11 protein-coding genes are annotated in these 12,370 nt (G+C 52.9%); 9 read left to right on the top strand and 2 right to left on the bottom strand.

Going from position 1 to position 12,370, the window contains the following annotated elements; all coding sequences use genetic code 11:
- The first annotated feature begins 21 nt into the window (after positions 1-21).
- The 3 genes from entD (at position 22) to EHN07_RS04950 (ending at position 2,722) form a co-directional block, all read left to right on the top strand.
- Positions 22-702, top strand: coding sequence for an enterobactin synthase subunit EntD (gene entD / locus EHN07_RS04960; protein WP_124023084.1), 681 nt, complete (start codon positions 22-24; stop codon positions 700-702).
- A gap of 95 nt (positions 703-797) precedes the next feature.
- Entirely contained in the window at positions 798-2,141 is a 1,344-nt protein-coding gene (gdhA, locus tag EHN07_RS04955; RefSeq protein WP_124023083.1) for an NADP-specific glutamate dehydrogenase, read from the top strand.
- Between the two features lie 224 nt (positions 2,142-2,365).
- On the top strand, positions 2,366-2,722 hold the full coding sequence (locus tag EHN07_RS04950; protein WP_124023082.1) for a DUF4156 domain-containing protein: 357 nt from the start codon (positions 2,366-2,368) through the stop codon (positions 2,720-2,722).
- Between the two features lie 167 nt (positions 2,723-2,889).
- On the opposite strand, the gene opgB is transcribed toward EHN07_RS04950, so the two are convergent.
- Complete coding sequence (gene opgB / locus EHN07_RS04945) at positions 2,890-5,169, bottom strand: phosphatidylglycerol--membrane-oligosaccharide glycerophosphotransferase (protein WP_124023081.1); 2,280 nt, start codon at positions 5,167-5,169, stop codon at positions 2,890-2,892.
- A gap of 422 nt (positions 5,170-5,591) precedes the next feature.
- Between opgB and ahpC the strand changes: the two genes are divergently transcribed.
- Both ahpC and ahpF read left to right on the top strand, forming a co-directional pair.
- The gene (gene ahpC, locus EHN07_RS04940; protein ID WP_124023080.1) at positions 5,592-6,155 is read left to right on the top strand and encodes an alkyl hydroperoxide reductase subunit C; all 564 of its coding nucleotides are present in this window, start codon (positions 5,592-5,594) and stop codon (positions 6,153-6,155) included.
- 73 nt (positions 6,156-6,228) lie between these two features.
- Positions 6,229-7,788, top strand: coding sequence for an alkyl hydroperoxide reductase subunit F (gene ahpF, locus EHN07_RS04935; protein WP_124023079.1), 1,560 nt, complete (start codon positions 6,229-6,231; stop codon positions 7,786-7,788).
- A 51-nt stretch (positions 7,789-7,839) separates the two neighbouring features.
- Here ahpF and cysS read toward each other — a convergent pair whose 3' ends face one another.
- The gene (cysS, locus tag EHN07_RS04930; RefSeq protein WP_124023078.1) at positions 7,840-9,228 is read right to left on the bottom strand and encodes a cysteine--tRNA ligase; all 1,389 of its coding nucleotides are present in this window, start codon (positions 9,226-9,228) and stop codon (positions 7,840-7,842) included.
- 188 nt (positions 9,229-9,416) lie between these two features.
- Here cysS and ppiB point away from each other — a divergent pair, with 188 nt between their 5' ends.
- The 4 genes from ppiB to purK all read left to right on the top strand — a co-directional run bounded on the left by ppiB (position 9,417) and on the right by purK (position 12,354).
- Positions 9,417-9,911: a peptidylprolyl isomerase B gene (gene ppiB / locus EHN07_RS04925; protein ID WP_124023077.1), complete on the top strand. Its 495-nt coding sequence runs from the start codon at positions 9,417-9,419 to the stop codon at positions 9,909-9,911.
- An 8-nt stretch (positions 9,912-9,919) separates the two neighbouring features.
- Positions 9,920-10,645 (top strand): UDP-2,3-diacylglucosamine diphosphatase, encoded by a 726-nt coding sequence (gene lpxH / locus EHN07_RS04920; RefSeq protein ID WP_124023076.1) that lies wholly within the window; start codon positions 9,920-9,922, stop codon positions 10,643-10,645.
- A 138-nt stretch (positions 10,646-10,783) separates the two neighbouring features.
- A complete protein-coding gene (purE, locus tag EHN07_RS04915; RefSeq protein ID WP_124023075.1) occupies positions 10,784-11,293 on the top strand; it encodes a 5-(carboxyamino)imidazole ribonucleotide mutase in 510 nt (169 codons plus the stop codon).
- Positions 11,290-12,354: a 5-(carboxyamino)imidazole ribonucleotide synthase gene (gene purK, locus EHN07_RS04910; protein ID WP_124023074.1), complete on the top strand. Its 1,065-nt coding sequence runs from the start codon at positions 11,290-11,292 to the stop codon at positions 12,352-12,354. The genes purE and purK overlap by 4 nt, the downstream gene beginning before the upstream one ends.
- Positions 12,355-12,370 lie beyond the last annotated feature (16 nt).

Genomic DNA, 12,370 nt, shown 5'->3' with positions numbered 1-12,370 from the left:
GCTTTCTCCTCCCTTTTGGCGATGCAATACCAGCTCACCCATTTCGATATTCTCCCTGACCTGCGCATTTTGCAGGTCAATTTTGTCACCGCTACCTTTCAGCCGGAAGATCTGTTCTGGCTGCCCCACCACCACCGTTTATCCAGCGCGGTTAAAAAACGCCAGGCAGAGCATCTGGCAGGAAGGATCGCGGCTTGTGAAGCGCTGCGCTTTCACGGCGTAAAGGACTACGTTCCCGGAATGGGTTTACAGCGCGAGCCCTGCTGGCCACCAGGTTTTAGCGGAAGTATTACCCACAGCGGTAAAGTGGCGCTGGCCACGGTCATCGCTGACGATCCCCGCAGGCCATCGGGCGTGGGAATTGATATCGAAGACATTATTGCGCCAGAGGTGGCCCGGGAGATTAGCGACGCTATTATTGATAGCGCTGAAAAAACATTAATTTGCGCAACACCCTTTCCTTTTCATGTCGCCTTAACGCTGGCCTTTTCCGCCAAAGAAAGCTTATTCAAAGCCCTGTTTCGCCATGCCGGGCATTATTTTAACTTTTCCGCCGCTTCAATAAGCAAAATAGATGACGGGAAATTAACCCTGACGCTTAACCAGGCCCTCGGCCCCTTTAAAAAAGGCCATGAATTCATTGCGGTATGGGAAAGTCACTCCACGCAATTAGTTACGCTACTGCGGCTGGAGAGAGAATAAATAGAAAATGCTTGCCGCCGGGTAATAAGTGAATGTTATATTCAAAAAAACACAACACATCTATAACAACATTTATAACAAGGTCTTAGCAAGCTATGGATAATTCGCTCTCTCTTGAATCCTTCCTCAACTCGGTACAACAGCGTGACCCCCATCAACCTGAATTCGCGCAGGCGGTGCGTGAAGTGATGAGCACACTCTGGCCGTTCCTTGAGCAAAATCCGCGCTACCGCCGTGCAGCGCTGCTCGAACGCCTGGTTGAACCAGAGCGCGTGATTCAGTTCCGCGTCACCTGGGTTGATGACCATAATCAGGTACAGGTTAACCGCGCCTGGCGCGTGCAATTTAGCTCCGCGATCGGGCCATTTAAAGGCGGAATGCGCTTTCACCCGTCGGTGAATCTCTCAATTCTGAAATTCCTCGGCTTTGAGCAAACCTTTAAAAATGCGCTGACCACGCTGCCGATGGGCGGGGGTAAGGGCGGCTGCGACTTTAACCCAAAAGGGAAAAGCGAAGGCGAAATCATGCGTTTTTGCCAGGCACTGATGCTGGAGCTGTATCGCCATCTCGGCCCTGATACCGATGTTCCCGCAGGAGATATCGGCGTTGGCGGGCGCGAAGTGGGCTTTATGGCGGGGATGATGAAGAAACTCTCCAACAATTCGGCCTGCGTGTTTACCGGCAAAGGGCTGTCGTTCGGCGGCAGTCTGATGCGCCCGGAAGCCACCGGTTACGGCCTGATTTACTTCACCGATGCCATGCTGCAGCGCCACGGCTCAGGCTTTGAAGGGATGCGCGTCGCCGTTTCGGGCTCCGGCAACGTGGCGCAATATGCTATCGAAAAAGCGCTATCGCTGGGCGCGCGCGTGGTTACCGCGTCTGACTCCAACGGCACCGTGGTCGACGAAGCAGGCTTTACTGGTGAAAAACTGGCACGCCTGGCTGAAATTAAATCCAGCCGCGACGGCCGCGTGGCCGATTACGCCCGCGAGTTCGGTCTGAAATATCTTGAAGGCCAGCAGCCGTGGAGCGTGCCGGTGGATATCGCCCTGCCTTGCGCGACGCAAAATGAACTGGATACCGAAGCGGCCCGCACGCTAATTGCCAACGGCGTAAAAGCGGTGGCGGAAGGCGCAAATATGCCCACGACCATCGAGGCGACGAATCTTTTCCTCGACGCTGGCGTGCTGTTTGCACCGGGTAAAGCGGCCAACGCCGGCGGCGTGGCGACATCGGGGCTAGAAATGGCACAGAATGCGGCGCGTCTGGGCTGGAAAGCGGAGAAAGTGGATATTCGACTGCATCATATTATGCTGGATATCCACGAAGCCTGCGTAAATTACGGCGGTGAAGCGAAACAAACGCACTATGTTCGCGGAGCGAATATAGCCGGCTTTGTGAAAGTGGCTGATGCAATGCTGGGCCAGGGCGTACTGTGATTTAAGCGCGCTGATAATACAGCGCGCAATAATAATTACCCGGCCAATCAAATAAACGATGGAATTTATTCCTAAACACATCGTCAACGCTAATCGGAAAGCGCTTTGCCAGGCTGCTCAATCAGTTTATTTTAATCTCGCTGTGGTAGCGTAAATCTAATGTTCCGTTATTTCTATGCACGGTCATTACTTATTTAATCTGAATGATATTATCCGGAAAGACTATGAAAAAGATCACCCTGATTGCGTTGGCGATCCTGCTGGCCGGTTGCAGCGCCCAGAATTTAAACCCGCAGGCTCAGAGCGTCCGCGTCACGAATAATGAGCCGGGCAAAGAGTGTAAGTTCCTCGGCGATGTTACCGGCAGCCAGGGTAACGCTCTCGCCGGTGTCTGGACCACAAACAGCAATCTGGAAACCGGTGCGCGAAACGACCTGAAAAACCAGGCGGCAAATATGGGCGGCAACGTGGTGTCTATTATCACCCAACGGGCAGGTCACTCAGGCAATACCTTTGACGGTACCGGTATGAGCCGCCAGACTGACGTTACCCTGACCGGGAACGTCTATAAATGTCCTTAGGCATAGCAGACTAACCCCCTCTCTTCGAGGCCGTCTCTTATATAACTTGCATCTCACTCTGGCAATCTGTCAGGGTGAGATCTGTAAGTTTCACAAATTTTCCGTTCCTCTGAACGCAGGGCTATTTCTGTCGCTTCTATATACGGTAAGCGTATCAGAGGAATATTTTAGCCCGCTGGCAGCACCTTAATCTCCCCTATCCCAATGCCCAATTTCCGTGGCTCATGACCAAGAATATTGCCTTCGTTAGATAACTGCGGCTGCGGCGGAATAATTTCCAGCAGATTACTGCGCTCGGGGTTATCAAAATGCAGCGTAATCGTCCTGAGCTCTTCGCCGAGCGTTAATGTTTGCTGCTGGCTTCCCACTTTCACCGGCATCGGCTGGCCGATATTCGGGCCAAAGGCTTTAGCCGTGATCGCCAGAGCGAATTTCTCCGGCAGCGGTTGGGCATATTCAATTTTCACTTCCGGCGCCAGATTGGCATTCGACCAACGCCCCCACTCTTCAGGACGCGAAATACCGCTAAATTCTTTCACCTCACGCGGCGCACCCGGCACGTTAAAAATAAAGCTGTTTGCCTGGTAACGAATGGCATTTTCATCCACTTTCAGCAGCGCCACATTCTTTTTAAAGCGCGCCTTATCGATAGCCTGCTGCGCAGACTCAACCGCATGCTGCTCCTGCTGTTGCTCAATTAAACGCACGCTGGGTTGCCCGCCCATTTGCCCCTGAGCCACGCATAAGCCGGTTGACAGCGCCAGGTTTGGCTCCCACAAACGCGCCATTTTGAAGCAGCGATCGGCCCAAATAAATTTATCGTTTTCTTTAAAATCAGCCAGCTGATAACGCAGCGGAGCCGAATATTCACTTTCCGGCAGCGGCTCTATTTTTTTATCCCGAATACGCAGCAGCAGTGGCATTTTGAAATGCGCGCCGGAGTAGCTGAAGGTGTTTTTCTGCTGGTCAATTTCATACCGGGTAATGGTTTTCGGGAAGTTCCACAGGTCGATGACGTCCGGTTTCCACTCCATCACTTTTTCTTTAACGTTCAGGAACACGGTGGCAATCGACTGCCCAGAGAAGCTGCTGCGCCCTAAGCCAAGGTAGTTATCACCGCCTAATACATCCAGCACCGTTGCGCCGTTATCCAGCGTGCTGCGTTTTACCGGTAATAAATCGGTCTGCGGTTTATCACCCCGAATAATAAAGAACAGGTTATTGCGATCGTGCTGGTTAAGATATTTATAGGCGCTGTTATTCATTGCCAGATGGTCAGAACTGACCACGATGACGGTATTTTTAAAATAAGGTGATGCTTTTATTTTTTCGATAAGCGCGGCGATATGTTGCTGGCTACAGGCTACCGCGCTAAACGACTGATTTTCTTTGCCGTCAAAATGATAGTGACGGCGAGAACAGGTTTTTGAAATAAAACCATCCGGGTGATGGGTATCAACGGTCAGCGTAAACAGTGAGAAGCGCTGCTTCTTTTTTGACAGCTCAAGATACTTCTCAAAGACTTCATTGAGTACGGTATCGTCGTAAAAGCCCCAGTTGTTGCGATACTGTGGGTCAGCTACCATGGTTTTCAACTCTTGCGCGCCGTACATATGCTCGAAGCCATGAGACTGCAAAAAGATGTCTTTGCCTGCAAAACGCAGGTCGGCGCCCTGCATAAAGTAGTTTTCATAGCCGGATGCTTTCAGAATATCGCCGAGGCAAATATTCTTCGGGAAGAAGCTCGACATTGAAGCCGATGAGTTTCCTTCAAATGGCGCAAATAATGGAATACCACATTGTGAGGCGACCATACCGGCGATGGTATAATCCGTGCCTGGTAATTGCACCGTATGGCTAAAATCAACGCCTTCATTTTTCAGCGCGGTTAATTCTGGCGCTAAATCTGGAAATAGCTCCGGCTGCAAATAGGTACGTTCAAGGCTTTCGCCATAAATATAAACCAGATTCAGCTGCGGGTTTTTAATTGTCCCCTGCGGGACTTTATAATAAACATCAAAATCAGAATCAACGGAGCGCGTTTGCGATCTCACCAGTTCGGTCAGCTGGCGAAATGCCGGTGAGGCATCCACCGAAGCCATCGCCAATACCAGCGCCAGCAGGCTGTAACCAAAGTGATGGGGAGCGCCTTGACGCTGGCGTAAAATCCAGGTCAGCCCGCCAAACACCGCCACCAGCGCAACCAACACGCCTGCGCCCGGCAGAAGGTATTTGCCCAATCCAGCGCCGGTCAGGCTGCTGGTCAGGGTATACAGCACCGCATCGTTGATCCCTTCGCCGGTAAAATAATCACTGGCCAGAAACGTGACGTTCAGGACAATATAAAGCCCCAAAATCAGCAGGATGGCGCTAAACCACCAGACGTTACGGCCTGCTTTAACGGCGTACACGGCAATCGCTGCAACAAACAACACAATTGAAAGCATTTCCGACAACGCCTGCCCCTCAAAAATAGACGCGCCCGGTGGCGCATAACGGTGCTAGCTAGCACTGAGCGACAAATCTAACGTTGTTGTCACACTCCTGCAATTTCCATGACATGAAAGTGTGCTGCATTGCGGAATTCTCGGCTTTTTCACCAAACCATTAATAGCCATTAACTATCACAGCTATCGCTATCGACTCATTGATTCCCTGAACGAATCGGTGATTTAATCCCGTCGCTGTTATGATTTTTTAAAGTGGAATTGTAACGCGCAACATAAAAGCCACCCCCGCAACGGGGTGGCTTTTTTCATTTGTCGCTCGGGTTGTAAGGCTTTACCTTTTGATTCGATACATCCTACCCATTAGAGCCTGGCCGCCATTTTCGCTATCTTTCCTCCATCGCAAAACGGAGGAAATACTGATGTCTTTAATTAATACAAAAATCAAACCATTCAAAAACAGCGCTTTTAAAAATGGTGAATTTATTGAAGTGACCGAGCAGGACGTAGAAGGCCGCTGGAGCGTTTTCTTCTTCTATCCAGCCGATTTTACTTTTGTATGCCCAACTGAGCTGGGCGATGTTGCTGACCACTACGAAGAATTCCAGAAACTGGGCGTGGATATTTATTCCGTTTCCACCGACACCCATTTCACTCACAAAGCATGGCACAGCAGCTCTGAAACTATCGCTAAGGTCAAATACGCGATGATCGGCGACCCAACTGGCGCACTGACTCGTAACTTCGAAAACATGCGTGAAGACCAGGGGCTGGCGGACCGCGGAACCTTTATTGTTGACCCGCAGGGCATTATTCAGGCTATCGAAGTGACTGCGGAAGGCATCGGCCGCGACGCATCCGAGCTGCTGCGCAAAGTGAAAGCGGCTCAGTATGTCGCCTCTCACCCAGGCGAAGTTTGCCCGGCTAAATGGAAACAAGGCGAAGCCACCCTGGCTCCATCTTTAGATCTGGTTGGCAAAATCTAAGTTACCCGCACTATTGCTATTTTATCGGCTGCGCCTGCAGCCGATTTTTTCTCGCCATCAGGGAGATTTACCCGTGCTCGACAACAACATGAAAACCCAACTCAAAGCCTACCTTGAGCGATTAACCAAGCCTGTTGAGCTGATTGCCACGCTGGATGACGGTGCAAAATCAGCCGAGATAAAGGAACTGCTGGCAGAGATCGCAGAGTTATCTGACAAAGTTTCGTTCAGCATAAATAATGCTTTACCGGTGCGTAAACCGTCATTCTTGATTACCAATCCAGGCTCCGATAAAGGTCCACGCTTTGCGGGTTCCCCACTCGGCCACGAATTTACTTCTCTGGTGCTGGCATTGCTCCAGACCGGGGGACACCCGTCGAAAGAGTCGCAGGATTTGCTGGAACAGATCCGTGAAATCGACGGCGATTTCCATTTTGAAACCTATTACTCGCTCTCCTGCCATAACTGCCCGGACGTTGTCCAGGCGCTGAACCTGATGAGCGTGCTGAACCCGCGCATCAGCCACACGGCGATTGACGGCGGCGTGTACCAGAATGAGATTCAGGAACGCAACGTGATGGGCGTCCCTGCGGTATTCCTGAACGGGAAAGAGTTCGGCCAGGGACGTATGACGCTGGCTGAAATCGTCGGCAAAATTGATACCGGCGCGGAGAAACGCGCGGCAGAAGCGCTGAATAAACGCGAAGCTTATGATGTGCTGATCGTCGGCAGCGGCCCGGCAGGTGCGGCCGCTGCGGTGTACTCCGCGCGTAAAGGCATTCGTACCGGCCTGATGGGCGAACGTTTTGGCGGCCAGGTGTTAGATACCGTTGATATCGAAAACTATATTTCGGTGCCTAAAACCGAGGGGCAGAAGCTTGCGGGCGCACTGAAAGCCCACGTTGATGACTACGATGTTGACGTTATCGACACGCAGAGCGCCAGCAAACTGATCCCGGCGAAAACCGAGGGCGGACTGCACCAAATTCAAACGGCCTCAGGTGCGACCCTGAGCGCACGCAGCATCATCATTGCAACCGGCGCAAAATGGCGCAACATGAACGTGCCGGGCGAAGAGCAGTACCGCACCAAAGGGGTAACTTACTGCCCGCACTGCGACGGCCCGCTGTTTAAAGGCAAGCGCGTAGCGGTGATTGGCGGCGGCAACTCCGGCGTGGAAGCGGCTATCGATCTGGCGGGTATCGTGGAGCACGTTACGCTGCTGGAATTCGCACCAGAAATGAAAGCCGACCAGGTGTTGCAGAATAAAGTTCGCAGCCTGAAAAACGTCGATATTATTCTGAATGCGCAAACGCTGGAAGTGAAAGGCGACGGCAGCAAAGTCACCGGATTACAGTATCAGGACCGCGTTACGCAAAAAGTACATGATATTGAACTGGCGGGGATTTTCGTACAAATCGGCCTGCTGCCAAATACCAGCTGGCTGGAAGGCAGCGTTGAACGCAACCGCATGGGTGAAATCATTATTGATGCGAAGTGTGAGACCACGGTGAAAGGCGTGTTTGCGGCGGGCGACTGCACCACTGTGCCGTATAAACAAATTATTATCGCCACTGGCGAAGGCGCCAAAGCGTCGCTGAGCGCATTTGATTACCTGATTCGCCACTCGTAATGAAAAACGGCTCATCATTTGATGAGCCGTAACTTTTTGATTAGATAACCATTACTTGCGACGCCAGCTGGTGCCCTGCGCGCCATCTTCCAGCACGATACCCATTTCATTCAGACGGTCACGAGCCCGATCCGCTAGCGCCCAGTCTTTGGATTGACGCGCATCGTTACGCTGTTTGATCAGCGCTTCGATTTCGGCAACTTCGCTGTCGTCAGACTGCGCGCCGCCCTGCAGGAAGGCTTCAGGATCTTGTTCAAGCAGGCCCAACACGCCGGACAGCACGCGCAAAGAAGCGGCCAGGCCATTTGCCGCAGCCAGATCTTCAGCTTTCAGACGGTTCACTTCACGCGCCATATCGAACAGCACGGAATAGGCTTCCGGCGTATTGAAATCGTCATCCATCGCTTCACGGAAACGCGCTTCAAACTCTGCACCACCGGCTGGCTGAACGCTTGCATCAGTTCCACGCAGCGCGGTGTACAAACGCTCAAGGGAAGTACGCGCCTGTTTCAGGTTCTCTTCACTGTAGTTCAGCTGGCTGCGGTAGTGGCCGGACATCAGGAAATAGCGAATGGTTTCGGCATCGTAATATTTCAGCACCTCGCGCACGGTAAAGAAGTTGCCCAGCGATTTGGACATTTTCTCGCGATCAACCATCACCATGCCTGAGTGCATCCAGGTGTTGACGTACTCGCCGCCGTGGGCACAGGTAGACTGCGCGATTTCGTTTTCGTGGTGCGGGAACATCAGGTCGGAGCCGCCGCCGTGAATATCAAAATGGTTGCCAAGCTGCTTGCAGTTCATTGCCGAACACTCAATGTGCCAGCCAGGACGGCCCTCGCCCCACGGCGACTGCCAGCTTGGCTCGCCCGGTTTGGACATTTTCCATAACACGAAATCCATCGGGTTACGCTTAACGTTCGCTTCAATTTCCACGCGCGCGCCGGCTTGCAGCTGCTCCAGATCCTGACGCGAAAGCTTGCCGTAGTCCGCATCGGTTTCCACCGAGAACATCACATCCCCATTGCTGGCCACATAGGCGTGATTACGCTCGATAAGCTGTTCAACAATTTCGATGATATCCGGGATATGTTTGGTGGCTCGCGGCTCGCTATCCGGGCGCAAAATATTCAGCGCGTCGAAATCGTTGTGCATTTCAGCCACCATGCGGTCAACGAGTGCGACAAAATCCTCGCCGTTTTCATTGGCACGCTTAATGATTTTATCGTCAATATCAGTAATGTTGCGCACGTATTTCAGCTTATAGCCGAGAAAACGCAGGTAACGCGCGACCACGTCGAAGGCGACAAAAGTACGGCCATGCCCGATATGACACAAATCGTAAACGGTGATACCACACACGTACATGCCAACCTCTCCGGCATGAATAGGTTTGAATTCCTCTTTTTGGCGACTCATTGTATTGAAGATTTTTAACATCAGGGGATTCCATGTCAGCGTGTCGAAAACGGTGCAATTGGCTATATTAACCGATTCTTTTCCTTCAGGCAGCACGCTTTGCAAGCTTATCGCATGCTGACGGGCGGGACGCAGTTATGCTATAACAACCACCTTGTGTCGCGGCACCGTCTGCCGGAACACTGTCTGACTAATATAGGATGCACAGCATGGTTACCTTTCATACTAATCACGGCGATATCGTAATCAAAACTTTTGATGATAAAGCGCCGATCACTGTCAAAAACTTCCTCGACTACTGCCGCGAAGGTTTCTACGAGAACACCATTTTCCACCGTGTGATCAACGGCTTTATGATTCAGGGCGGCGGTTTCGAACCGGGTATGAAGCAGAAAGAGACCAAAGACACCATTCAAAACGAAGCGAACAACGGCCTGAAAAATACCAAGGGCACGCTGGCAATGGCTCGTACCCAGGCTCCCCACTCTGCAAGCTCCCAGTTCTTCATTAACGTTGCGGACAACGATTTCCTGAACTTCAGCAGCGAAAGCATGCAAGGTTGGGGCTACTGCGTATTTGCCGAAGTGGTTGAAGGCATGGACGTCGTAGAAAAGATCAAAGGCGTGTCCACGGGCCGCAGCGGTATGCACCAGGACGTTCCTAAAGAAGACGTGGTTATCACTAGCGTAACCGTAAGCGAATAATTCGCCCGATGGCGATAACGCTTTTTATCGCAGATTTACATCTGTGTTCAGAAGAACCGGCGATCGCTGCCGGTTTTCTGCGTTTTCTGGCGGGCCGCGCACGGGAAGCTGACGCGCTGTATATCCTTGGCGATCTGTTTGAAGCCTGGATTGGCGACGACGACCCGGACCCGCTGCACCGCCAAATGGCATTAGCCATCAAAGATCTGGTGGATTCCGGCGTGCCCTGCTTCTTTATTCATGGCAACCGGGACTTCCTGCTGGGCAAACGCTTCGCCCGTTTAAGCGGCATGACGCTGCTGCCAGAAGAAAAAATCGTTACCCTGTATGGCCGTAAAATGCTGCTGCTGCACGGCGACACGCTCTGCACTGATGACCAGGGTTATCAGGCGTTTCGCAAAAAAGTCCACCAGCCGTGGCTACAATGTTTGTTCCTCGCCCTGCCGCTGTTTATCCGCAAACGTGTCGCCGCCAAAATGCGTGCCGACAGCAAAGCGTCAAACAGCAGTAAATCGATGGCTATTATGGATGTCAATCCGCAGGCGGTTATCGACACCCTCGAGCGCCATCAGGCGCAATGGATGATTCACGGTCATACCCATCGCCCGGAAATTCACGCTCTGACAGCCAATGGCAACCCCGCATTCCGCTGCGTGCTTGGCGCCTGGCATACCCAGGGGTCAATGATTAAAGTCACCCCAGAAGATGTCGAATTAATTCCTTTCAATTTTTAAGTCATATCGCGTCTTTTTGCTGCTTTGCCGCCTACGCAACCGTTTTCCTTGCTCTATGTTCATGCTATTCTCTGAGCCCTTCTGACCGACCGAGCCACGTTCGGTGATGTTTGCATACCCACAGGAGTTTTGAGACGCATGTCCTCCAACCAGACCCCGGCGCGTATCGCCATTGTCATGGGTTCCAAAAGTGACTGGGCCACCATGCAGTTTGCCGCAGAAATCCTCACCGCCCTTGATGTTCCGCACCATGTTGAAGTGGTTTCCGCCCACCGCACGCCCGATAAACTTTTCAGCTTTGCCGAACAGGCAGCCAGCAGCGGTTTTCAGGTAATCATTGCGGGCGCAGGCGGCGCGGCACATTTGCCGGGCATGATTGCGGCAAAAACTCTGGTTCCGGTGCTGGGCGTGCCCGTTCAGAGCGCGGCATTAAGCGGCGTGGACAGCCTCTATTCCATTGTGCAAATGCCGCGTGGGATCCCTGTCGGTACGCTGGCTATCGGTAAAGCGGGTGCGGCAAACGCCGCACTGCTGGCGGCGCAAATCCTCGCGCTGCACGATACAGCGTTGAATCAGCGCCTCGAAGCGTGGCGTCAAAGCCAGACCGACGAAGTGCTGGAAAACCCGGACCCACGGGGTGAAGCATGAAACGCGTTTGCGTATTGGGCAACGGCCAGTTAGGCAGAATGCTGCGCCAGGCGGGCGAACCGCTGGGCATCGCGGTTTATCCCGTAGGTCTTGATGCCGAACCCGAAGCCGTGCCGTTCGCACAGAGCGTTATCACCGCAGAAATTGAGCGCTGGCCGGAAACCGCCCTCACCCGCGAGCTGGCGCGTCACAATGCGTTTGTGAACCGCGATGTCTTCCCAATTATTGCCGACCGCCTGACGCAAAAACAGCTGTTCGATAAGCTCGAGCTGGCAACCGCGCCGTGGCAGCTGCTCTCAAGCCGCGATGAATGGCCTGCCGTTTTCCAGCAACTGGGTGAACTGGCAATTGTAAAACGCCGCGTAGGTGGTTATGACGGGCGCGGCCAGTGGCGTTTACGCATTACAGATACCGGCCAGCTACCAGACGAGTGCTACGGCGAATGCATCGTCGAGCAAGGCATTAATTTCTCGGGCGAGGTTTCGTTAGTCGGCGCTCGCGGCCACGACGGCACAACGGTGTTTTATCCGCTGACGCACAACCTGCACCAGGACGGCATTCTGCGCACCAGCGTGGTTTTCCCGCAGGCGAACGTTGAGCAACAGCAGCAGGCAGAAGCGATGCTTGCGGCTATTTTGCATGAGCTGAACTACGTTGGCGTAATGGCGATGGAGTGCTTTGTTACGCCTGGCGGGCTGCTGATTAACGAGCTGGCGCCGCGCGTGCATAACAGCGGGCACTGGACGCAAAACGGCGCATCCATCAGCCAGTTTGAATTGCATCTGCGGGCTATTGTTGATTTGCCGCTGCCGCAGCCGGTGGTTAACTCACCTTCCGTCATGATCAATCTTATCGGCACCGCGCTGAATTACGACTGGCTGAAACTGCCGCTGGTACATTTACACTGGTACGATAAAGAGGTGCGCGAAGGTCGCAAAGTCGGTCATCTCAACCTCAATGACGGCGATACCGGCAGACTGAGCGCCACGCTTGAAGCGCTTGTCCCGCTGCTTGCGCCGGAATACGCTAGCGGCATTGCCTGGGCACAAAGTCAGCTCTGATGACAGCGGCGGGTGG

It is taken from the genome of Buttiauxella warmboldiae (assembly GCF_003818135.1).
Lineage (GTDB): Bacteria > Pseudomonadota > Gammaproteobacteria > Enterobacterales > Enterobacteriaceae > Buttiauxella > Buttiauxella warmboldiae.
The sequence above is the reverse complement of the archived record's forward strand: the minus strand, read 5'-3'. Positions and strand labels throughout refer to the sequence as shown.